We start from the raw sequence: 22,422 nt of genomic DNA on the forward strand, positions 1-22,422 counted from the left end.
GCATGGCGACCGAATTCGGCGCGTTCGTCGATCCGATCGCGGACAAGACGCTGGTGGGGTCGGCGCTGATCGGGCTCTCGATGCTCGGTGAACTGCCGTGGTGGGTCACGGTGCTGATCCTGGCCCGCGAATTCGGGGTCACCGTGCTGCGGCTGGCCGTCATTCGGCGCGGCGTCATTCCGGCAAGCTGGGGCGGCAAACTCAAGACCGTCGTGCAGGTGTTGGCCATCGGATTGTTCGTCCTGCCCCTGGCGGGGCCGTTCCGGGTGGCCGCGGCGGTCGTGATGGGTGCGGCGATCGTGCTGACCGTTATCACGGGTATCGACTACGTCGTCTCGACCGTCCGGGAAATGCGCCGCACGCCCGGCTGATTCCGGCGCACCAATCGGGAACCAGACCACCGCCGTCGGCGTTCACCTAGTGAGCACCTGCCGGAGGCAAGCTGAGTACGTGCCGCGCAGGGCCGACTGGACGAAGGAGGGCGGGATGCCGCCATTGGTGCGCGAGGTCATCGGCGACGTGCTGCGCGAGGCCCGCACGACACAGGGCAGGACGCTGCGCGAGGTGTCCGATTCGGCGCGGGTGAGCCTCGGATACCTGTCCGAGGTGGAGCGCGGCCGCAAGGAGCCGTCCAGCGAGCTGCTGAACGCGATCTGCGACGCGCTGGACGTCCCGTTGTCGTCGGTTCTCACCCACGCCGGCGAGCGCATGGCCAGCGAGGAGCGGGCGGCCGTCGGCGCGCCCGCGGACGGGGCTGCCAGCACCAGCATCAAGGTCGTCATCCCGCCGGTGGCGTCGTTGGCGCTGGCCTGAGCGCCGGAGACCGATCCCGCCTAAGGGGTGGGGCGATCGGCGCCGACCCGTTAAATTGAGCGACAGGCGCAGAGCCCGTTCAGACCCATCCGGGGACGATCCGGATCCTCAAGAAGCGAAGGTGGAGCTAACTCATGGCCAATCCGTTCGTCAAGGCGTGGAAGTACCTCGCGGCACTGTTCAACGCCAAGATCGACGAGCACGCAGACCCCAAAGTGCAGATCCAGCAGGCCATCGAGGAAGCGCAACGCACGCATCAGGCGCTTACCCAGCAGGCCGCGCAGGTCATAGGCAATCAGCGCCAACTGGAGATGCGGCTCAACCGTCAGCTGGCGGACATCGAAAAGCTGCAGGTCAACGTGCGCCAGGCGTTGACGCTGGCCGACCAGGCCACCGCGGCCGGTGACGCCGCCAAGGCCACCGAGTACAACAACGCCGCCGAGGCGTTCGCCGCCCAGCTGGTCACTGGCGAGCAAAGCGTCGAAGACCTCAAAACACTGCACGACCAGGCGCTGAACGCGGCGGCACAGGCCAAGAAGGCCGTCGAGCAGAACTCCATGGTGCTGCAGCAGAAGATCGCCGAGCGCACCAAGCTGCTCAGCCAGCTCGAGCAGGCCAAGATGCAGGAGCAGGTGAGCGCTTCGCTGCAGTCGATGAGCGATCTCGCCGCCCCCGGCAACGTCCCCAGCCTCGACGAGGTGCGCGACAAGATCGAGCGGCGGTATGCCAACGCGATCGGAGCCGCCGAGCTCGCGCAGGGTTCGGTGCAGGGCCGGATGCTCGAGGTCGAACAGGCCGGCGTCCAGATGGCCGGCCATTCCCGGCTGGAGCAGATTCGCGCCTCGATGCGTGGTGAGGCCCTGCCGGCCGGCGGGACACCGGCCGGGGGGAGCACGCCCGCCACCCCTGCGCCCGCGGAAAGTGCAGGCGGCTCGGTCACCGAGAAGCCGCTTGGCCAGTAGTCGGAGTGTCGTGGCGGTGAAAGCGACACAGCCCTGGCGCGCGCTGCTGCACCGCGGGCTGGCCACCGCGGCCGACCTTTCCGACGTGGTGGCCCGCAGGATCAGCGCCGTCGCGGATCCGCGCGCACGCCAGCTGCGTCGCCGGCGCCGCGCGCTTCGGTGGGGCCTGATCTTCAGCGCCGGGTGTGTGTTCTGGGCGGCGGTGACGATGCTGCTCGCGGCCTGGGGATGGTTCGCATTGCTGCTGGAAGTCACAGGAGGCGTCGCGGTTTTGATGGCCATCCCGGCGACGCTGTTGCTGCTTCGCTATCGCTGGCTGCGGTCCGAGCCGTTGCCGACACCCCGGACCGCCGGGGTGCGCCGGCTGCCGCCGCCGGGTTCGGCGGCGCGCCCGGCGATGTACGCGCTGGGTGCGTCGGAGCGCGGATTTTCGTCGTTGGTGGCCGTGATGGAGCGGGGCGCGATGTTGCCGGTCGCCGAGATCCGCGACCTGACCGCGGCGGCCACCAGGACCTCGGCGGCCATGGCGTCCACCGCCGCGCAGGTGGTGTCGATGGAGCGGGCGGCGCAGGCCAGCGAGGAATCACGGTCGTATCTGGTGCCCACCATCAACGCGTTCACCGCACAGCTCAGCGCCGGCGTCCGCCAATACAACGAAATGGTCACCGCGGCAGCGCAATTGGTGTCCTCGGCGAACGGCGACGGATCCGCCGCGTCGCAGCAGTATCGCGCCGAGTTGGCCGGTGCGACGGATCGCCTGGTCGGTTGGGCGCAGGCGTTCGACGAGCTCGGCGGCTTGCGCGGGACGGGCTAGGCGTCGGGCCTTTCGCCCGGCTCACCGCGTCTCCCGCGGATCACATTGCTAGAAGGTCGCTTTGAGCGACGGCAGCAGCAGCGCCGCCAGACCCCGCGCGGTCGCCTTGAGCATGTCGAAGAAGTCGAAGTAGTCCCGCCACAATGTGATTCGCCCGTTATCGACCTCGAACACGCCGCACACCCAGAACTGCAGGCGCAGCGGTCCGAAGATCAGCGCGTCGGTGCGTTCGGTGAGCACCGCGCCGCCGTCGGCCGCGATGCGATGGATCTTCACCTCGAAGGCGGCGCGGCCCTCCATCTGGCGAAACAGCTTCATGGCCCTGGCCCGGCCGTGGATGGTGGGCAGGCCGACGTTTTCGTAGACGAGATCGTCGGCCAGGGCGGCCTCGGCGGCGGCGTAATCCGCGTCCTGCAGGGCGTACAGGAATCCTTCGACCGTACGGGTGTTCGCAACGGTTGTGCCAGTTAGCTCGGTCATCTTGCCAGCGTAGGCGCGTGGCAATCGGGCGCTGTGGCAGGGTGAGCACGATGCGTGTCGCCGTGGTCGCCGGGCCCGATCCCGGGCATTCGTTCCCGGCCATTGCGCTGTGCCGGCGCTTCGCCGAGGCCGGCGATGAGCCCACGTTGTTCACCGGCGCCGAATGGCTCGACACCGCCCGGGGTGCCGGCATCGACGCCGTCGCGCTGGACGGGCTGGCGGCCACCGACGACGACATCGACGCCGGGGCCAGAATCCACCGTCGCGCCGCGCGGATGGCCGTGCTCAACGTGCCCGCGCTGCGCGAACTGGCGCCCGACCTGGTGGTGTCGGACGTCATCACCGCCGGCGGCGGCATGGCCGCCGAACTGCTGGGCATCCCGTGGATCGAACTCAACCCGCATCCGCTGTACCTGCCGTCGAAAGGACTGCCGCCGCTAGGCAGTGGGCTGGCACCGGGCACCGGCATCCGGGGTCGGCTGCGCGACGCCACGATGCGCGCGCTGACGGCGCGATCCGTGCGCACGGGCCTGCATCAGCGCGCGGACTCGCGCGTCGAGATCGGACTGCCGGCGCGCGATCCCGGGCCGCTGCGGCGACTGATCGCGACGCTGCCCGCGCTGGAAGTTCCCCGCCCCGACTGGCCCGCCGAGGCCGTCGTCGTCGGGCCGTTGCACTTCGAGCCGACCGACCGGATCCTCGAGGTCCCGGCCGGCTCGGGACCGGTGGTGGTCATTGCGCCGTCGACGGCCGTGATCGGGACCGAGGGCCTCGCCGAGGTCGCGTTGGCATGTTTGACGCCGGGGGAGACCCTGCCGGCGGGATCGCGCCTGTTGGTGTCGCGGCTGGACGGACCGGAACTGACGGTGCCGCCGTGGGCGACGGTCGGGCTGGGACGTCAGGACGAGTTGTTGGCGCATGCCGACCTGGTGATCTGCGGCGGCGGACACGGCATGGTGGCCAAGACGCTGCTGGCCGGCGTGCCGCTGGTGGTGGTGCCCGGCGGTGGCGACCAGTGGGAGATCGCCAACAGGGTGCTGCGCCAGGGCAGCGCGCGGCTGATCCGCCCGCTGACCGCCGACGCGCTGGTGACCGCCGTCGACGAGGTGCTGTCGTCGCCCCGCTACCGGGCGGCGGCGCAGACGGCCGCCGCCGGCATCGCCGACGTCGCCGATCCGGTCCGGGTGTGCCGCGACGCGCTCGCGGTGGCCGGATGATCCGCTGCGCCGTGCCGGCCGACTTATGCTTTCGCGGGAGGCACTCGATGAGGCTCATCACGACAATCGCCGCCGGCGCCCTGCTGGCGGGGGCGCTGGCCGGCGCGGCCGTCGCGAACGCCGACAGCCCCGAGGAACAGCAGGCATGCCAGTTGATGGACGATCCGGTCGCCGCCCAACAGGGACTCGCGCCGGCCGAATACGCCTTCATGCAGTTGCGCGCCACCATGTCGGCCCAACGCGCGCGTGACGTGATGTCGATTGCGGTGCAGGAGGACTGCCCCAACCACATCATCGACCTGCCGGCCAGCTGGAGGTAGCGGGCTTCGGCGGTGTCTGATGCACGCGGGCTGGGTATGTTGACTGGCGTGCGGCTAACGGAGTTTCACGAGCGGGTGGTCCTGCGCTTTGGCACCACCTACGGGTCCTCGGTCCTGGTGGATCACGTGCTGACCCGCTTCGACGGACGCACGGCTGCTCAAGCCATCGAGGCGGGAATCGAGCCCCGCGATGTCTGGCGGGCGTTGTGCGTGGACTTCGACGTGCCCCGGGAACAGTGGTGAGCGCAACGCACTACTCGTATGCCGGGTACGTGTTCTGCCGCAACACCGTGGCCAGGTGTACGGCATTGCGGACCGCGTTGCTGGTAGCGGATGCGACAGCATCCGGCACGTCGTCGAGGTCGGTGTAGTCCGTGCCCTGCATGGCCTCGCCGTTCCAATAGGTACATCCCTGCGCGGCGATCGAGAATCCAATGTCATTGAGCGCCTGAAACAGATCGGCGACGATCTTGTGCGCGCCGTCCTCGTTGCCCACGACCGCGGCCAGGGCCACCCTGCCCACCATCCGCGGCCTTCCCGCGTCGTCCGTGTCGGACAGCTCGGCGTCGAGGCGCTCCAGGACGCGCTGCGCCACGCTGGACATGTGACCGACCCAGGTGGGCGTCGACACAACGACGATGTCGGCCGCCTTGATTTTGTTCAACAGCGCCGGCCACTCATCACCGGGCCCCATGTCGGCTTCAACACCCGGCAGCAGGTTCAGGTCGACGCACCGCACCTTCTCACCCTCGACGCCCGCGCTTCGCAGCTGATCGAGCAACTGGTCGGCGAGCAGCTCGCTGCTGGACTGCGCCGGACTCTTCTTCAATGAGCAGACCAAGGCGATGGCGCGTACGGATTGCGTTGTGGCTGAGGACATGCTGGCCAGATACCCTGACACGACGACACCAAACGACGCCCGCTTCGTCCGCTCGGCCCTACCGCCGCGTCCGGTGCAGTCCGCAGTCGCCACATAAAGTGCCCCCGGGCAGACGATAGAAAAGACAGCAGCTGCGACGCCTGAAGGCCAGCTGCGGGCCGCTGAGGACACCTGATCCGGCCATCACGCCGGTGTCCAGCAGCAACCGGGTCGTCTGCACAATCGCCGGCTGCAGGTCTGGGCGCGCCGAAAGCAGCGCCTGCGCGGCTCCGACCAGCGCGGAGGCGACGTTGCCCGCGAGCAGGGCGGGTGCCAGCTTGACCGGTAGGGCGGCGGCGAGCGGCCGCATGTGTTCGGTCACCACGATGCGATACAGCACCTCGGGTACTGGCGAGGTGACGGGTTCTCCGACGGGTTGGGGCAGCCGTAGTTGTGGGCCGCCATCGGCGCGTTGCAGGTCTTGAAGGTCGGGCAGTACGCCGTGACCGATTGCGCACGCGAGCATCGGTGACCACAGCCGGGTGGCGTGGCCGAGGTGAACCAGCGAGGCGCCGATCCGCAGGTCGTTCGTGCGGTAGCGCCGGACGGTGGCGTCGATCAGGTCGGCGCAGCCGTCGGTGTAGGACCGTCCGACCGGACGCCATCCCATCGCGTCACCACCCACGGCTAGCGCGAAAAAGCCACCGTAGGAAGCTATTTCGGCTAGCTCGGTGGAGATGTCCATTGTTTCGCGACCGCCTCTTGGGAAAATCCGCCCCAGTTGTCGTGAGCCCCTCTCATGAAGCAAGCGCCGACGGAAAATATCTGGCTCTCTCGGATGGGACATGCCCAGCGGAGATCACAGGGGCTGGACCGCATCGGATTCGCACCGGTTTCCTCAGGCTCGCCCGGTGAAGGGAAGCCCCATCGACGCCTTTCGGTAGCCGATGCTGCCACAGAGGTGGCGCGCGGCGTGTCGAACTTGAATCGAACACCTGTTCGGCTACTGTGGTGAATGTTCGGCCAGTCAACTTGTCGGTGGCCTTCTCTAGTGTCACCGACAACCGACCGATACCGGTCAGACGAACACCGACTATAGGAGAGGCACCATGGCGCAAGCCCCCGACCGCGAGAAGGCTCTCGAACTGGCGATGGCCCAGATCGAAAAGAGCTACGGCAAAGGCTCAGTGATGCGTCTGGGCGACGAGACGCGTCAGCCGATCTCGATCATCCCGACCGGATCCATCGCACTGGACGTGGCCCTGGGCATCGGCGGGCTGCCCCGCGGCCGGGTCGTGGAGATCTACGGCCCGGAATCCTCGGGTAAGACCACCGTCGCCCTGCACGCGGTGGCCAACGCCCAGGCCGCCGGCGGCGTCGCCGCCTTCATCGACGCAGAGCACGCCCTGGACCCGGAGTACGCCAAGAAGCTCGGCGTGGACACCGACTCCCTGCTGGTCAGCCAGCCTGACACGGGGGAGCAGGCCCTCGAGATCGCCGACATGCTGATCCGCTCCGGCGCCCTGGACATCCTGGTCATCGACTCGGTGGCCGCGCTGGTGCCACGCGCCGAGCTCGAAGGCGAGATGGGCGACAGCCACGTCGGACTGCAGGCCCGGCTGATGAGCCAGGCCCTGCGGAAAATGACTGGCGCGCTGAATAATTCGGGCACCACCGCGATCTTCATCAATCAGCTGCGCGAGAAGATCGGGGTGATGTTCGGCAGCCCCGAAACCACAACGGGTGGAAAGGCTTTGAAGTTCTACGCGTCGGTGCGCATGGACGTGCGCCGGATCGAGACGCTCAAGGACGGCACCAACGCAGTCGGTAACCGGACCCGGGTCAAGATCGTCAAGAACAAGGTGGCGCCGCCCTTCAAGCAGGCCGAGTTCGACATCCTCTACGGCCAGGGGATCAGCCGGCAGGGCTCGCTGATCGACATGGGTGTGGAGCAGGGCTTCATTCGCAAGTCCGGTTCCTGGTTCACCTATGAAGGTGAGCAGCTCGGCCAGGGCAAGGAGAACGCCCGCACCTTCTTGATGGAAAACGACGAAGTCGCCAACGAGATCGAGAAGAAGATCAAGGAAAAGCTCGGTATTGGCGCGGTCATGACCGATGACGACGTCCTGCCCGCCCCCGTCGATTTCTGAGCCCTCCCGCGAAGAGCAGGCGCGGGCGCTGTGCCTGCGCCTGCTCACCGCGAGAGCGCGTACCCGGGCCGAGCTCCACGGCCAGCTGGCCAAACGCGGCTATCCCGACGACGTCAGTGAGCGGGTACTCGACCGGTTGGCCTCCGTCGGCTTGATCGACGACGCCGACTTCGCCCAGCAGTGGGTGCAGTCCCGCCGGGCGAACGCCGGGAAAAGCAAGCGTGCCTTGGCCGCCGAGCTGCACACCAAGGGTGTCGACAACGACGTGATCACCTCGGCGCTGGCCGGGATCGACGCCGGCGCCGAACGGGACCGGGCCGAGCAGTTGGTCCGGTCCAAGCTGCGCCGGGAGACCCTGAACGGCGACGACGCGCGGGTGACTCGCAGGCTGGTGGGAATGCTGGCGCGCCGTGGTTACGGCCAGAACTTGGCGTGCGAGGTCGTTTTCGCCGAGTTGGCCGCCGAGCGGGAGCGCCGCCGGGTCTAGGCCCTTGACGTGCGGTTTCCCGTGCGCCGACCCGTCGCCGTACCATGGCCCCGTGACTTCGATGGTGGCGCGCGACGCCGGGCCCGCAGACGCGGCGGCCCACGCCGTGTCCGCGCGTACCTACCAAGTCCGCACCTACGGCTGCCAGATGAACGTGCACGACTCGGAGCGGTTGGCGGGTCTGCTGGAAGCGGCCGGGTATCAGCGGGCCGCCGCGGGCGTCGACGCCGACGTGGTGGTGTTCAACACCTGCGCCGTCCGGGAGAACGCAGACAACAAGCTCTACGGCAACCTCAGCCACCTAGCTCCGCGCAAGCGCGGCAATCCCGAGATGCAGATCGCCGTCGGCGGCTGCCTGGCCCAAAAAGACCGGGACGCGTTGCTGCGCAAGGCACCCTGGGTGGACGTCATCTTCGGCACCCACAACATCGGGTCGCTGCCCACACTGCTGGAGCGCGCCCGGCACAACAAGGTCGCCCAGGTGGAAATCGCCGAGGCGCTGCGGGAGTTCCCGTCGTCACTGCCCAGCGCACGCGAATCCGCTTATGCCGCTTGGGTTTCCATCTCAGTCGGGTGCAACAACAGTTGCACGTTCTGCATCGTCCCGTCGTTGCGGGGCAAAGAGGTTGACCGCAGTCCGGACGACATCCTGGCCGAGGTCACCTCGCTGGTCGACGACGGCGTGCTCGAGGTCACGCTGCTGGGCCAGAACGTCAACGCCTATGGGGTGTCCTTCGCCGACCCGGCCCTACCCCGCGACCGCGGAGCCTTCGCCCGCCTGCTGCGGGCCTGCGGCGACATCGACGGGCTGGAACGGGTGCGGTTCACCTCGCCGCATCCGGCCGAATTCACCGACGACGTCATCGAGGCCATGGCGCAGACGCCGAATGTCTGCCCCGCCCTGCACATGCCGCTGCAGTCCGGATCCGACCGGGTGCTGCGCGCGATGCGACGGTCTTACCGCGCCGAGCGCTACCTCGGCATCATCGACCGCGTCCGGGCCGCCATGCCGCACGCCGCCATCACCACCGACCTGATCGTCGGTTTTCCCGGAGAGACCGAAGAGGACTTCGCCGCCACGCTCGACGTGGTGCGCCGGGCCCGGTTCTCGGCCGCGTTCACCTTCCAGTACTCCAAGCGCCCCGGCACCCCGGCCGCCGACCTCGACGGGCAGATACCGAAAGCCGTTGTGCAGGAACGCTATGACCGACTGATCGAACTGCAGGAGGCGATCTCGCTGGAGGGTAACCAGGCCCTCATCGGGCAGACCGTCGAACTGCTGGTCGCCACGGGCGAAGGACGCAAGGACAGCCGCACCGCGCGGATGACCGGGCGGGCCCGCGACGGCCGGTTGGTGCACTTCGCCGTCGATACACCCGCCGACACCCCGGTGCGCCCCGGGGACCTCATCACCACGGTGGTCACCGAGGCCGCACCTCATCACCTCATCGCTGACGCGGGGATCGTCACGCATCGTCGCACCCGAGCGGGCGATGCGCAGGCCGCCGGGCAGCGTCCGCGCGGCATCGGCCTCGGCATGCCCGCCGTCGGGCCGCCCGTCGGCCCGCCCGAATCCCTTGGATGTGTGCTGTGAAAAAAGAGATGAACAACGACGACATACAGTTCGGCGCCCTGCGGACCGAGATCGAGGCCGCCGAACGCCGGGTGGCACGCGGAATCGACCCCGGCCCACGGGCCTTCTTCGTGTCCATCCTGGTGTTCGTGCTGCTAGCGTCCTTCATCCTGCCGCACACCGGTGACGTGCGCGGTTGGGACGTGCTGTTCGGTAGCCACCACGCCGGCGCGGCCGCCGTCGCCCTGCCGTCGCGGGTGTTCGCCTGGCTGGCACTGGTGTTCGGGGTGGGCTTCTCGATGCTGGCGCTGGTGACGCGGCGCTGGGCGCTGGCCTGGGTTGCGTTGGCCGGCACGGCCATTGCGGGCGCCGCGGGCATGCTGGCGATCTGGTCGCGTCAGACCGTTTCCGCGGGGCACCCGGGGCCGGGCTGGGGCCTGATCGTCGCCTGGCTCACCGTGCTCGTGCTCATCTACCACTGGGCCCGCGTGGTCTGGTCGCGCACCATCGTGCAGCTCGCCGCCGAGGATCAGCGGCGCCGCGTCGCGGCGGCGCAGCAGTCGATCACCCTGCTGGACGGTCTGGACAACATGGCCGGGCCCTTAGCCTCGGAGACCCGCGACGACCCCGGCACCACCAGAGGGGTCTGAGCGCCGCTAGGGCTTGCGGGCCAGGGCCTCGACGGCCGCCCGCGCCCACTGTCGCCACTGCTCGGCGTTGGCTTTGGCCTCTTCGGCCTCCTTGGTCCGTCCGGCCGCCGCGGCTTTCTGAGCCTGCTGTTCGTATTGCTCGGCGCGGGCCTGGAATTGCTCGGCCCGAGCCTGCGCCTGCGGGTCAGACCAGCCCGCGTCGCCGGCGTCGCGCACCTTCTTCTCGACCGCGCGCAGCCGCCGCTCCAACTCGGCGGACCGCTCGCGCGGGACTTTGCCGATCGCGTCCCACTTCTCGGTGATCGTGCGCAGCGCCGCGCGGGCGGCGTCGTGGTTGCTGGTGTCCAGCCTCTCCGCCTCGGCCAACAACGCCTCTTTGGCGGTCGCATTGGCGCGGAACTCCGCGTCCTTTTCCGCCGTCACCGCGTTGCGCGCGGTGAAGAACACGTCCTGGGCGGCCTTGAAACGCCGCCACAGGGCGTCGTCGACCTCCCGGCTCGCCCGCCCGGCCGCCTTCCACTCGGTGAGCAGCTTGCGGAATTCGGCACTGGTCGCAGTCCAGTCGGTCGAGTCGGACAGCGCTTCGGCCCGCTCGCACAGGTGTTCCTTGGCCTGGCGGATCCCCGAGCGCTCCCGGTCCAGTTCGGCGAAATGCGATCCGCGCCGCCGGTTGAAGGTCTCCCGGGCCGCGGAGTAGCGCTTCCACAACGCGTCGTCGACCTTGCGGTCCACCCCGCTGATCGTCTTCCACTCGTCGAGGATCGCGCGGAACCGGTCGCCCGCGGCCTTCCACTGCGTCGCGTTGACGGCCAACTCCTCGGCCTCCGCGGCCAGCGCCTCCTTGCGGGCGGTCTGGGTGGCCCGATGCTCTTCGCGCCGGGAGCGCTCCGCGGCGATGGCCGCCTCGGCGTGTTCGGCGATGGTGGTCAACCGGGCCGCCAGCGCGTCGATATCGCCCAGCACTGCCGTCGTCGGCAACGTCTCGGTCAGCTCGGCCGCATGAGCCTTGATCTTGCGCGCGTCACCGGTCCCGGAGACCAGGCGCTCCTCCATCAGGGTGACCTCGGTGGCCAGGTCATCGAAGCGACGGCCGAAGTGGGAAAACGCCGCCTCTCGATCGCCGGCCTGCCAGGAGCCGACGACGCGCTCGCCGGCGGAGCTGATCAGCCATACCGTGCCGTCGTCGTCCACGCGCCCGAACTGGTGCGGATTGCTGGGCGGCGGCATTACCAGGGGGTGAGCGGTGGTGGGCCGCGGTGTCGGCCGGGGACCGGGACGTGGTCCCGGACGCGGCGCGGGCCGAGCTGAATCGTCGCGAGGCTCGTCAGCCGTCATGCGCTCGTCACTACCCTTTCGCAACCCTTCCGCGCGGTCCGTGTCCCGCGCGCCTGCCGCGCGTAGCGGCACCGTTTCCTGCGTCTGCCGGATGCCCGTGGCCGGGTTCTCCCAACAGGTGCTTAACAGTATTCAAGCAGCTTGCTCTGGCACGCGCCGCCACCTTGGGATTCCCACCGGCCCCGACGGCAGCACGGCAGCGTCGCGGTGTTCGGGCGGGCGAGTGCCGTCGTGCTACCGCGTCACCGCATCGGAGTTCGTCGAACCCTCGTGCGCGTTGTCTTAGGGCCGCATCCAATGAACCTGCCGACGCCTCGCCGGAGGATCAGGGCGATGTTGTGACGGTGATCCCGTCGCGCGCGGTGGGCGAGGCGTGAGAAGGGCTGGCAGCGCGGGGGCTTAGCCGGCGCTCACAGCAACCTGTGCGGTTCTCTTAGAGTTACCCCACGCGTTACATAGATTCCTGAAGTACTAGTTGAACGGTTACCTGCGGCGCTATTAGCAACGTGTTGAACGTCATAGATTTGTAGTTGAACTGAACGCGAATTGTGCGTGTATTTGCTTGCGCCACGGGGAAAGCTGGGTCGGACGGTCGTGAGGCGGAGGGGTCGGTCATGTCGAAAGTTGATGTAGCGGCGTTGATTGCTTTGTGCGCTGCGCTGGCATCGGCGGTCGGCGACGTGATCCGTCAGCGCTCCGCGCACGAGATCACCGACAAGCAGGTCGGCCACCTGGAATTGTTCCGCATGTCGCTCCGGGACACCCGGTGGTGGCTGGGCGGCCTGGCCGCAATCACCAACTACAGCCTGCAGGCCGCCGCCCTGGCCTGGGGCTCGGTGGTGCTGGTGACCTCTTTGCAGGTAGCGGCCCTGTTGTTCGCCCTGCCCATCTACGCGCGTCTGGCCCACCATCGGGTGAAGCCACGGGAGTGGATGTGGGCGCTCATCTTGGCCGCCGCCCTAGCGGTGGTCATCATCGTCGGCGACCCGGCAGCAGGCCATCAGCGTGCGCCGCTGCACACCTGGATGATCGTCGCCGTGGTCATGGTACCGCTGCTGGTGGCCTGCGTGGTGGCCGCGCGACTGCGGGCCGGCAGCCCGTTGGCGGCTGTGCTGCTCGCGGTGGTGGCGGGCTCCTCGCTGGCGCTGTTCGCAGTGCTGACCAAGGGCATCGTGGAGATGTCCGAGCACAGCCTGGTGGGCGTGCTGACGTCGTGGGAGTTCGTGCCGTGGCTGTTGGTGGCTCTGGCCGGGATGATCTTCCAGCAGTCGGCTTTCCGCGCCGGCACGCTGACCGCGTCGTTGCCGACGATGACGGTGGCCAAGCCGGTGGTCGCCGGCCTGCTTGGGGTGCTGGTGCTGGGCGAGACGCTGAACGCCAGCGGCCCGAAGGCCTTCGTGCTGATCGGGGCGGTGGCGGTGGTGATCATCTCGACGATCGCACTGGCCCGCGGCGAGGCCGCCACCTTGGATCAGGCCGAACGTGGCTCGGGTGATGCCCCGCGGAAAGCGCGGCGCCGCCGTGCCGCCGAAGGCGATGACCTCGGCCCCTTCACCGGCCGGCTGGTGGTGGCGGACACCTCGGGGCGGTGACGTCCAGCGCGCGGACGGTCCCGGGCAACGCGAACTGATGCCGGGCCGCGGGCGCGGTCACGTTAGTTTGGTGGCGTGCTGAGCGCGATTGCGATCGTCCCGTCGGCGCCGGTCCTCGTCCCCGAGCTCGCCGGAGCGGCCGTCGCCGAGGTGGCCGACCTGGCCGCGGCGACGCTTGCCGCGGCCGCCCTGCTGCCCGACCGCTGGGTGGCGATCGGGACGGGGCCCGACGATGGCGTGCTGGGTCCTGACGCGGTGGGCACCTTCGCGGGTTTCGGCGTGGACGTACGCGTCCGGCTTTCCCCGCACGCCGACGAAGCCGCCCCGCCGGCTGCGTTTCCGGTCTGCGCGCTGCTGGCCGGCTGGGTGCGCGGCCAGGCGCAGCCGCTGGCCAACGCGCAGGTCCGGATCTACCGCACCGACCACGAAGCCGACGCCGCACTGAGCCTCGGCAAACATCTGCGCGCAGAGATCGACCAGCTGGCCGAGCCGGTCGGGGTGCTGGTCGTCGCCGACGGCGCGCACACGCTGACACCGGCCGCCCCCGGCGGATACGACCCGGACAACGCCGACGCGCAAGAGGCGCTGGACGACGCCCTGGCCGTCGGCGATATCGCCGCGCTGCGCCGTCTGCCACGCCAGATCCTGGGGCGGGTCGCATTTCAGGTGCTGGCCGGGCTGGCCGAGCCCGGACCCCGATCGGCCAAGGAGCTGTACCGCGGAGCGCCCTACGGGGTGGGCTACTTCGCCGGCGCCTGGCAGTTGTGACGGCCGCCGTGCGCCCCCTGGCGATCATCGGCCCAACCGGCACCGGCAAGTCGCAGTTGGCCCTCGACTTTGCAGAACGGGTCGAACGCCTGGGCGTCCGCGTGGAGATCGTCAACGCCGACGCGATGCAGCTCTATCGCGGCATGGACATCGGCACCGCCAAGCTGCCCGTCGACGCCCGCCGCGGCATCCCGCATCACCAGCTCGATGTCCTCGACGTAACCGAGACCGCGACGGTCGCCCGCTATCAGGGCGCCGCCGCCGCCGACGTCGAAGCGATCGCGGCCCGGGGTGCGCTGCCGATCATCGTGGGCGGCTCCATGCTCTACGTCCAGTCGCTGCTCGACGATTGGTCGTTTCCCGCCACCGATCCCGCGGTGCGCGCGCGCTGGGAGCAGCGGCTCGCCGAGATCGGGTTGGGCGAGCTGCGCGCCGAGCTGGCCCGTCGCGATCCCGCCGCGGCCGCGTCCATCCTGCCCACCGATGCCCGCCGCACGGTGCGGGCCCTGGAAGTGGTCGAGCTGACCGGTCAGCCGTTCTCCGCCTCTGCGCCGCAGATCGGCGCCCCCAGGTGGGACACCGCGATCGTCGGGCTGGACTGCGATACATCACTTCTCGACGAGCGGCTGGCCCGGCGCACCGACACCATGTTCGACCGGGGCCTGGTCGGCGAGGTGGTCGCGCTGCTGGACAAGGGCTTGCGCGACGGGGTCACCGCCTCGCGCGCACTGGGCTACGCCCAAGTGCTGACGGCGCTGGATGGGAGCGGTCCGACGGGCCCCAGCGCGGATCAACTGCGGGACGCGCGCGAGCAGACCTTCTTCGGCACCCGACGCTACGTCCGGCGCCAGCGGTCCTGGTTTCGCCGGGATCACCGTGTGCAGTGGCTCGATGTCGGCGCGGCGACCCCGGCCCAGCGCGCCGCAGCCGTCGACGCCGCCGTGCGGGCGTGGCGCCACGTATCCTGAGCAGGTGAATTTCGCGAAGGGCCACGGCACCCAGAACGACTTCGTGGTGCTGCCGGACCCGCAGGCCGAGCTGAGCCTGACCGAGTCGCGGGTGGCCGCGCTCTGCGACCGGCGCCGCGGGCTGGGCGCCGACGGGGTGCTGCGCGTCACCACCGCCGGTGCGGCGCTGTCTGCCGGCCTGCTCGACCGGGTGCCCGACGGAGTGGGCGTCGGTGACTGGTACATGGACTACCGCAACGCCGACGGGTCCGTCGCCCAGATGTGCGGCAACGGCGTGCGGGTCTTCGCGCACTACCTGCGCGCCAGCGGCATGGAATCCCGCGACGAATTCGTGGTCGGGTCGCCGGCCGGTCCGCGGCCGGTCGCGGTGCATCGCGTCGATGCGACCACCGCCGATATCAGCGTCGACATGGGCAAGGCCAACACAGTGGGCCCGGGCGAAGCGGTCGTGGGTGGCCGGCGGTTCTGGGGTCTGGCGGTCGATGTGGGCAATCCTCACCTGGCCTGCGTGGACCCACACCTGACGCGCGAGGCGCTGGCGGCGTTGGACGTGGCCGCGCCGGTGAGCTTCGATCCCGCCCAATTCCCCGACGGGGTGAATGTCGAGATCCTCACCGCACCGGCCGATGGGACGGTGCACATGCGCGTGCATGAGCGGGGGGTGGGCGAAACGCGCTCGTGCGGCACCGGAACGGTCGCGGCCGCGGTCGCCGCGCTGGCCGGTGCCGGTGCGGCCACCGGCACACTGACCGTTCTCGTGCCCGGCGGCGAGGTCGTCGTCACCATCACCGATGCCACCAGCTTCCTGCGAGGACCGTCCATACTGGTAGCCCAAGGAGAACTCAGCGAGGAATGGTGGCGCGAACAGCAGCGTTAAATCAGGTGCGCGGCAGCGTTTTCGCGTGCATCATCTTTTATTGCCTATGACAGAACCTGAATTTCGTGAACATGCTCCGGCAATCTCGGAGCCCAGCACGGGCGAACTCGCCCTCGAAGATCGGTCGGCGCTGCGTCGCGTCGCCGGCCTGTCGACCGAACTCACCGACGTCTCGGAAGTCGAATACCGCCAGCTTCGGCTCGAGCGTGTCGTCCTGGTGGGCGTCTGGACCGACGGCACCGCCGCGGACAGCGAGGCCAGCATGGCCGAGCTCGCCGCCCTGGCCGAGACCGCCGGCTCCGAGGTGCTCGAGGGGTTGATCCAGCGCCGTGACAAACCCGACCCGTCGACCTACATCGGTTCGGGTAAGGCCGCCGAACTACGCGAAGTGGTGCTGGCGACTGGTGCCGACACCGTCATCTGCGACGGTGAGCTGTCCCCGGCGCAGCTGACGGCACTGGAAAAGGCGGTGAAAGTCAAGGTCATCGACCGCACCGCATTGATCCTCGACATCTTCGCCCAGCACGCCACCAGCCGGGAGGGTAAGGCGCAGGTCGCGTTGGCCCAGATGGAATACATGCTGCCGCGGCTGCGCGGCTGGGGTGAGTCGATGTCGCGGCAGGCCGGTGGCCGTGCCGGTGGCAGCGGGGGAGGCGTGGGCCTGCGCGGTCCCGGTGAAACCAAGATCGAGACCGACCGGCGGCGCATCCGCGAGCGCATGGCCAAGCTGCGCCGCGAGATCAAGGACATGAAGCAGGTCCGCGACACCCAGCGCAGCCGGCGGGTACACAGCGACTTGCCCGCGATCGCCATCGTCGGCTACACCAACGCCGGCAAGTCGAGCCTGCTCAACGCGCTGACCGGGGCCGGGGTACTGGTACAGGACGCGTTGTTCGCCACCCTGGAACCCACCACCCGCCGTTCCGAGTTCGATGACGGCCGGCCGTTCGTGCTCACCGACACCGTCGGATTCGTCCGGCACCTGCCCACCCAACTGGTCGAAGCCTTCCGCTCCACGCTGGAAGAGGTCGTCGACGCCGATCTGTTGGTACACGTCGTCGACGGCTCCGACGTCAACCCGCTGGCGCAGATCAACGCGGTCCGCCAGGTGGTCTCCGAAGTCGTCGCCGACTACGGGACGGACCACGATGGCGACGCGCCCCAGGAGCTGCTGGTGGTGAACAAGGTCGACGCCGCAAGCGATTTGACGCTGGCCAAGCTTCGTCATGCCCTGCCGGGCGCCATATTCGTGTCCGCGCACACCGGCGACGGAATCGACGCCCTGCGCCGTCGGATCGCCGAGCTCGCGATTCCCGCCGACACCGCCGTCGACGTGGTGATCCCATACCACCGCGGCGACCTGGTGGCCCGCCTGCACGCCGATGGGCGCGTCCAGGAGGAGGAGCACAACGCCGAGGGCACCCGCATCAGGGCCCGGGTTTCGCTGGCCCTGGCCGGCCGGCTGCGCGAGTTCTCCGCGCGCTGAACGCGCATTGCCCCCAGGGAATTCGTGCGGCGCGGGACCGCCCGAGCCCCTCGAGGCGGCGGTAGGCGACCCCGCCGGCTGCCTACCAACCGTCCGGTTGGTATATCTTGGGCTGCAGTAATCCCAGTCGCCGGAGGTCTTCCATGAGCAGCGCCATTAAATACCAGCGCACTCTTTTCGAGTCAGAGCACGACCTGTTCCGTGAGTCCTACCGGGGCTTTCTCGAGCGCCACGTCGCGCCCTACCACGACGAGTGGGAGAAAGAGAAGATCGTCGACCGCGGTGTGTGGCTCGAGGCCGGCAAGCAAGGCTTCCTCGGCATGGCGGTGCCCGAAGAGTACGGCGGCGGCGGCAACCCCGACTTCCGGTACAACGCGATCATCACCGAGGAGACCACCGCCGGCCGCTACAGTGGCATCGGCTTCGGCCTGCACAACGACATCGTGGCGCCCTACCTGTTGGCCCTCGCCAGCGAGGAGCAGAAGCAGCGGTGGCTGCCGAAATTCTGCACCGGAGAGCTGATTACGGCGATCGCGATGACCGAGCCGGGAACAGGTAGCGACCTGCAGGGCATCAAGACCCGTGCGGTCAAGCACGGCGACCACTACGTGCTCAACGGCTCAAAGACGTTTATCACCAACGGAATCAACTCCGACCTGGTGCTCGTGGTCGCGCAGACCGACCCGGAAAAGGGCTCTCAGGGTTTCTCGCTGCTCGCCGTGGAGCGTGGCATGGAGGGCTTCGAGCGCGGGCGCCACCTGGACAAGATCGGGCTCGACGCCCAGGACACGGCCGAGCTGTCGTTCACCGACGTCAAGGTGCCGGCCGAAAACCTGCTGGGCCAGGAGGGCATGGGATTCATCTACCTCATGCAGAACCTGCCGCAGGAACGCATTTCGATCGCGATCATGGCCGCCGCGGCCATGGAGCAGGTGCTCGAGCAGACCTTGCAGTACACCAAGGAGCGCAAGGCATTTGGCAAGCCGATCGGCAGCTTCCAGAACAGCCGCTTCGTGCTAGCCGAGCTGGCGACGGAGGCAACCGTGGTCCGCATGATGGTCGACGAGTTCCTCCGCCTGCACCTGGACCACAAGCTGACGGCCGAGCAGGCCGCCATGGCCAAGTGGTACTGCACCGAAAAGCAGGTGTATCTGATCGACCGCTGCCTGCAGCTGCACGGTGGTTACGGCTACATGCGTGAATATCCCGTCGCTCGTGCCTATCTGGATGCCCGGGTGCAAACCATCTACGGCGGCACGACCGAGATCATGAAGGAAATCATCGGCCGCAGCCTCGACGTATAGCGTTTCGTTTGCTGGATCGCGGTCCACGATCGCGAACTCCCCGCGGACGATATTGGCGCAGGAATGTCCGGCAGTCGCTGGACGCGACGGACATTGGTCTGTTGGCTCGCACGGCTATTGCCGATGCGCGACAAACTGACCGGTGCGCGCGATTGGTCCGTCGCGCGGGGTCGAGCGTGAATGCGCCGATTGCTCGCGTACCGTCGGCGCATGTGTTTCGGGTGTGCCGACCGCATCATCACGCATAGTCAGGCCCGCGATCGCGCCGCCGGCGCATGCGCCTCGCGCGATCGCGGCCGGCGCAATTCCGCTGTGCGAGTCGGTAGTCCGGCGTCGTTACTCGATTTTGCGTTCCCGCCGCCTTTGCGTGCGATATCCGCAACACCGCGCGAACGGTGCCGCGGTGGATCGCGATTGGGCCAGCGGAAGGCATCATTTCGACATCGGTGTGGTATCCGTTTTTGTAAAATCCGTGATTTGACTTCGCATTTCTTGTTGGCTGGAGCAAAGTTATGCGAGCCCGACGACAAGGCTGATCGTGCGCGGGTCCATTTCCGGCGCAAGTACCGCCCGCTCGCCGGTTATGCAAATAAGGGCATAGCCGCAGAAAGAACCGTATCCGCCGGCTGGGAGGCTTGGTGAAGGTGCAGAGAGGTCACATGCGCAAGCTGATCGGAAGTGCGCTGGTCAGCTTGACGACCACTGCACTGGCCGCCGTATTGCTGGCCCCCACCGCGGTAGCGAGCCCGATAGGCGACGCCGAGGCGGCGATCATGGCCGCATGGGATAAGGCCGGCGGCGACACCTCACCGCTGGGCGCCCGCAAGGGCGACGTGTACCCCGTCGGGGATGGTTTCGCCCTGGACTTCGACGGCGGCAAGATGTTCTTCACCCCGGCCACCGGAGCCAAATTCGCCTACGGGCCTGCCCTGGACAAGTACGAGTCGCTGGGTGGGCCGGCCGGCAGCGATCTGGGCTTCCCGGCCATCGACGAAGTCCCGGGTCTCGCGGGTCCGGACAGCCGGGTGATCACCTTCTCGGCCAGCGACAAGCCGGTCATTTTCTGGACGCCCGAGCACGGCCCTCACGTGGTGCGCGGTGCCCTCAACACCGCCTGGGACAAGCTGGGCAGCTCGGGCGGAGTTCTCGGGGTACCGGTCGGCGACGAGACCTACAGCGGCGAGGTGTCGTCACAGAAGTTCAGCGGCGGCCAGGTGTCGTGGAATCGCCAGACGAAGCAGTTCACCACTGAACCGCCGGCGCTGGCCGACCAGCTCAAGGGCCTGCAGGTGGCGATCGATCCCACCGCGGCGATCAACACCGCTTGGCGTGCGGCCGGCGGAGCCACGGGACCCTTGGGCGCCAAGCAGGGCGGGCAATATCGGGTCGGCGGCGACGGAATCGCCCAGAACTTCGCCGGCGGCAAGGTGTTCTTCACCCCGGCCACCGGCGCGAACGCCGTCGAGAGCGACATCCTGGCCAAATACGAGTCACTGGGCGGACCGGTCGGCAGCGACCTGGGATTCCCCACCACCAACGAAACCGACGGCGGCATAGGGCCGTCCAGCCGTATCGCCACCTTCTCCGCGGCCGACAAGCCGGTCATCTTCTGGACGTCCGAGCACGGCGCGTTCGTCGTGCGTGGGGCGATGAAGACCGCGTGGGACAAGCTGCGGGCTCCGGCCGGAAAACTTGGTGCCCCGGCCGCCGACCAGGCCGTGACCGGCGACGTGATTTCGCAGCAGTTCACCGGCGGCAAGATTTCGTGGAACCGGGCGAAGAACACGTTCAGCACGGAACCGTCCAACCTGGCGCCGCTGCTTTCCGGCCTGCAGGTGTCGGGTCAGGACCAGCCGAGCAATTCGGCCACGCCGGCGCATCCAAAGAAGTCCGCCTGGCACTGGTGGTGGCTGTTGGCCGCGATTCCGGTGCTGGCGCTGCTCGTGCTGTTGGCATGGGTGATGTTCGTCTGGCGGCGGCGCCGGCCCGGGCACGAGGACGCCGCGGCCTACGCGCCCGGCCACGGTGGGAACTTCGGCTACGACGCCGACGAGCGCTGGGGACACGACGATTCCGACGTCAACGCCGAGTCGTTCGGGCTCGGCGCGCCGCGCCAGCCTGAACCTGAGGCCGGGCCGATCAGCTGGCAACGGCGGGTTCCGGCCGAAAGCGACTACGGCTTCGAGGAGGAGGACCCCGACGCCGTCGATACCGACTCGATCCCGGTCGTCTCCGAGCAGATGCTGTCGGAGGCCGACTATTCCGACGCCGGGGCCGACTACACCGACTACACCGACGCCGTTCCCGAGGTCGCCGAGCCCGAGACGGCGGACGACGCCGCCTACGTCGACGCCGACGATCCCGATGCCGGCTATGTGGAGGAGGCGTATCCGGACGACGAGTATCCCGACGTCGTCGTTCCCCACACCCCGACGGACACCGACGCCGTGGCCGACGCCGTGGAAACCGCTGAGCCAGAAGACGAATACATTGATCTCCCGGAACCGGACGTCGAGCCCGTAGCGGATACCGCGGTGGGAGCCGCCGTGGTCGCCGATGCTGTCGCGGCCGGGACTACGGTTCGAAGCGGTCGCCACGCCGCCGAGGACGCCTCGGAGAACGGCCTGGCTGGACCGGACGGGCGACCCACGATCCACCTGCCGCTCGATGACCCGTACCAGGCGCCCGACGGATACCCCATCAAGGCGAGTGCTCGTTACGGCTTGTATTACATGCCGAACAGCGACCTGTACCAGGACACGCTCGCCGAAATCTGGTTGTCAAGCGAAGAAGTCGCTCAGGCCAACGGCTTCACCAGGGCTGACTGACTTAGTCCGCTCTCGCGTCAGACCTTGCGAATGACCGTGACAACCTTGCCCAGCACACTCGCGTCGTTGCCCGGGATGGGGTCGAACGCGGGGTTATGCGGCATCAGCCACACCTGACCGCCGGCGCGTTTGAACGTCTTGACCGTGGCCTCGCCGTCGAGCATCGCCGCGACGATGTCGCCGTTGTCGGCGACGTTCTGCTGACGGACCACCACCCAGTCGCCGTCACAGATCGCGGCATCGACCATCGAGTCACCGACGACCTTGAGCAGGAAAAGCGTGCCTTCACCGACCAATTCGCGCGGCAGGGGAAAGACGTCTTCGACGGCCTCTTCGGCCAGGATGGGTCCGCCGGCCGCGATGCGCCCGAGCACCGGGACGAACGTGGGTTCCGGTAGGGCGTCCGAGCCGGCCACCTCGGTGGCGGGCGCCACCACGTCGGCATCGGCGCCGCGGACATCGACGGCTCGCGGGCGGTTCGGGTCGCGGCGCAGGTATCCCTTGCGCTCCAGCGTGCGCAGCTGGTGCGCCACCGATGATGTCGACGTCAGACCGACAGCGTCGCCGATCTCCCGGATGCTCGGCGGGTAGCCGCGGCTGGTGACCGAGACGCGGATGACATTCAGAATGGTGCGCTGCCGTTCGGTCAGCGAGGAAGCCACGGAGTGCAGCCGACCCTCGGGACCGGCCGATGAAGTGTCGTTGCTGTCGCCCATGGCACTGAATGTAGCCGTACCGAGAACAAGAATCAAACATGTGTTCGAGTGGCGTGTCGCACCTTTGGCTCGCCCGCGGAGAAGGCCCACAGCCGGGTGAATCACAAATGTGTAACTCTTCGAAATATCGGGTATTTATGCCTCGTGACAGTGATAGAGGCCGACGAACTTGTCGGTGGTGTGATCTAGCGTTTGCTCGTGCGACACGCTTCGCTCAAATGTT

At 68.4% G+C, this 22,422-nt stretch carries 23 protein-coding genes and 1 riboswitch; of the genes, 18 read left to right on the forward strand and 5 right to left on the reverse strand.

Annotated elements, in window-relative coordinates; genetic code table 11:
- The 4 genes from VFW69_RS08115 to pspM all read left to right on the forward strand — a co-directional run.
- Positions 1–371 (forward strand): CDP-alcohol phosphatidyltransferase family protein (locus VFW69_RS08115; RefSeq protein ID WP_526499965.1); only part of this gene is annotated, 371 nt, incomplete at its 5' end.
- Positions 372–486: 115 nt separating this feature from the next.
- Entirely contained in the window at positions 487–813 is a 327-nt protein-coding gene (clgR, locus tag VFW69_RS08120; protein WP_067350162.1) for a transcriptional regulator ClgR, read from the forward strand.
- A 134-nt stretch (positions 814–947) separates the two neighbouring features.
- Entirely contained in the window at positions 948–1,775 is an 828-nt protein-coding gene (gene pspA / locus VFW69_RS08125) for a phage shock protein PspA (protein ID WP_526499967.1), read from the forward strand.
- A 10-nt stretch (positions 1,776–1,785) separates the two neighbouring features.
- Entirely contained in the window at positions 1,786–2,589 is an 804-nt protein-coding gene (pspM, locus tag VFW69_RS08130; protein ID WP_526499969.1) for a phage shock envelope stress response protein PspM, read from the forward strand.
- A gap of 48 nt (positions 2,590–2,637) precedes the next feature.
- Here the strand turns inward: pspM and VFW69_RS08135 are convergent, their stop codons facing one another.
- The gene (locus VFW69_RS08135; protein WP_526499971.1) at positions 2,638–3,069 is read right to left on the reverse strand and encodes a limonene-1,2-epoxide hydrolase family protein; all 432 of its coding nucleotides are present in this window, start codon (positions 3,067–3,069) and stop codon (positions 2,638–2,640) included.
- A 50-nt stretch (positions 3,070–3,119) separates the two neighbouring features.
- Between VFW69_RS08135 and VFW69_RS08140 the strand changes: the two genes are divergently transcribed.
- From VFW69_RS08140 to VFW69_RS08150, 3 genes are read left to right on the forward strand one after another with little or no spacing between them, the layout of a single operon-like run.
- The gene (locus VFW69_RS08140; RefSeq protein ID WP_526499973.1) at positions 3,120–4,286 is read left to right on the forward strand and encodes a glycosyltransferase; all 1,167 of its coding nucleotides are present in this window, start codon (positions 3,120–3,122) and stop codon (positions 4,284–4,286) included.
- A gap of 47 nt (positions 4,287–4,333) precedes the next feature.
- The gene (locus tag VFW69_RS08145) at positions 4,334–4,606 is read left to right on the forward strand and encodes a hypothetical protein (RefSeq protein WP_526499975.1); all 273 of its coding nucleotides are present in this window, start codon (positions 4,334–4,336) and stop codon (positions 4,604–4,606) included.
- Between the two features lie 48 nt (positions 4,607–4,654).
- Complete coding sequence (locus tag VFW69_RS08150) at positions 4,655–4,849, forward strand: DUF3046 domain-containing protein (RefSeq protein ID WP_526499977.1); 195 nt, start codon at positions 4,655–4,657, stop codon at positions 4,847–4,849.
- Positions 4,850–4,859: 10 nt separating this feature from the next.
- Here VFW69_RS08150 and VFW69_RS08155 read toward each other — a convergent pair whose 3' ends face one another.
- Both VFW69_RS08155 and VFW69_RS08160 read right to left on the reverse strand, forming a co-directional pair.
- Positions 4,860–5,486 carry a flavodoxin family protein gene (locus VFW69_RS08155; protein ID WP_526499979.1) on the reverse strand — a complete coding sequence of 209 codons (627 nt, stop codon included), beginning with the start codon at positions 5,484–5,486 and terminating at the stop codon, positions 4,860–4,862.
- Between the two features lie 58 nt (positions 5,487–5,544).
- Positions 5,545–6,210 (reverse strand): (2Fe-2S)-binding protein, encoded by a 666-nt coding sequence (locus tag VFW69_RS08160; protein WP_526499981.1) that lies wholly within the window; start codon positions 6,208–6,210, stop codon positions 5,545–5,547.
- 54 nt (positions 6,211–6,264) lie between these two features.
- Positions 6,265–6,409, reverse strand: a riboswitch (cobalamin riboswitch).
- 165 nt (positions 6,410–6,574) lie between these two features.
- Between VFW69_RS08160 and recA the strand changes: the two genes are divergently transcribed.
- The 4 genes from recA (at position 6,575) to VFW69_RS08180 (ending at position 10,325) form a co-directional block, all read left to right on the forward strand.
- A complete protein-coding gene (gene recA, locus VFW69_RS08165; protein WP_526499983.1) occupies positions 6,575–7,615 on the forward strand; it encodes a recombinase RecA in 1,041 nt (346 codons plus the stop codon).
- Positions 7,581–8,102, forward strand: coding sequence for a recombination regulator RecX (recX, locus tag VFW69_RS08170; RefSeq protein ID WP_526499985.1), 522 nt, complete (start codon positions 7,581–7,583; stop codon positions 8,100–8,102). The genes recA and recX overlap by 35 nt, the downstream gene beginning before the upstream one ends.
- A 61-nt stretch (positions 8,103–8,163) precedes the next feature.
- Positions 8,164–9,696 carry a tRNA (N6-isopentenyl adenosine(37)-C2)-methylthiotransferase MiaB gene (gene miaB, locus VFW69_RS08175; RefSeq protein ID WP_526500140.1) on the forward strand — a complete coding sequence of 511 codons (1,533 nt, stop codon included), beginning with the start codon at positions 8,164–8,166 and terminating at the stop codon, positions 9,694–9,696.
- Between the two features lie 8 nt (positions 9,697–9,704).
- Positions 9,705–10,325: an Rv2732c family membrane protein gene (locus VFW69_RS08180; protein ID WP_526500142.1), complete on the forward strand. Its 621-nt coding sequence runs from the start codon at positions 9,705–9,707 to the stop codon at positions 10,323–10,325.
- Positions 10,326–10,331: 6 nt separating this feature from the next.
- Here the strand turns inward: VFW69_RS08180 and VFW69_RS08185 are convergent, their stop codons facing one another.
- Positions 10,332–11,660 carry a DUF349 domain-containing protein gene (locus VFW69_RS08185; RefSeq protein WP_526499987.1) on the reverse strand — a complete coding sequence of 443 codons (1,329 nt, stop codon included), beginning with the start codon at positions 11,658–11,660 and terminating at the stop codon, positions 10,332–10,334.
- Between the two features lie 614 nt (positions 11,661–12,274).
- On the opposite strand from VFW69_RS08185, the gene VFW69_RS08190 reads away from it, so the two are divergent.
- The 7 genes from VFW69_RS08190 (at position 12,275) to VFW69_RS08220 (ending at position 21,483) form a co-directional block, all read left to right on the forward strand.
- Complete coding sequence (locus VFW69_RS08190) at positions 12,275–13,252, forward strand: DMT family transporter (RefSeq protein ID WP_526499989.1); 978 nt, start codon at positions 12,275–12,277, stop codon at positions 13,250–13,252.
- Positions 13,253–13,327: 75 nt separating this feature from the next.
- Positions 13,328–14,020 (forward strand): class III extradiol ring-cleavage dioxygenase family protein, encoded by a 693-nt coding sequence (locus tag VFW69_RS08195; protein ID WP_526499991.1) that lies wholly within the window; start codon positions 13,328–13,330, stop codon positions 14,018–14,020.
- Between the two features lie 8 nt (positions 14,021–14,028).
- Positions 14,029–14,988, forward strand: coding sequence for a tRNA (adenosine(37)-N6)-dimethylallyltransferase MiaA (gene miaA, locus VFW69_RS08200; protein WP_526500144.1), 960 nt, complete (start codon positions 14,029–14,031; stop codon positions 14,986–14,988).
- Positions 14,989–14,992: 4 nt separating this feature from the next.
- The gene (dapF, locus tag VFW69_RS08205; protein WP_526499993.1) at positions 14,993–15,865 is read left to right on the forward strand and encodes a diaminopimelate epimerase; all 873 of its coding nucleotides are present in this window, start codon (positions 14,993–14,995) and stop codon (positions 15,863–15,865) included.
- Between the two features lie 46 nt (positions 15,866–15,911).
- Complete coding sequence (hflX, locus tag VFW69_RS08210; protein ID WP_526499995.1) at positions 15,912–17,351, forward strand: GTPase HflX; 1,440 nt, start codon at positions 15,912–15,914, stop codon at positions 17,349–17,351.
- Positions 17,352–17,494: 143 nt separating this feature from the next.
- Positions 17,495–18,655 carry an acyl-CoA dehydrogenase family protein gene (locus tag VFW69_RS08215; protein WP_526499997.1) on the forward strand — a complete coding sequence of 387 codons (1,161 nt, stop codon included), beginning with the start codon at positions 17,495–17,497 and terminating at the stop codon, positions 18,653–18,655.
- 659 nt (positions 18,656–19,314) lie between these two features.
- Positions 19,315–21,483: an LGFP repeat-containing protein gene (locus VFW69_RS08220; RefSeq protein ID WP_526499999.1), complete on the forward strand. Its 2,169-nt coding sequence runs from the start codon at positions 19,315–19,317 to the stop codon at positions 21,481–21,483.
- A gap of 17 nt (positions 21,484–21,500) precedes the next feature.
- Here VFW69_RS08220 and lexA read toward each other — a convergent pair whose 3' ends face one another.
- Positions 21,501–22,199 carry a transcriptional repressor LexA gene (gene lexA / locus VFW69_RS08225; RefSeq protein WP_526500001.1) on the reverse strand — a complete coding sequence of 233 codons (699 nt, stop codon included), beginning with the start codon at positions 22,197–22,199 and terminating at the stop codon, positions 21,501–21,503.
- Between the last annotated feature and the right edge of the window lie 223 nt (positions 22,200–22,422).

This window comes from Mycobacterium sp. (genome assembly GCF_036273375.1).
In the GTDB taxonomy this organism is placed as follows: domain Bacteria; phylum Actinomycetota; class Actinomycetes; order Mycobacteriales; family Mycobacteriaceae; genus Mycobacterium.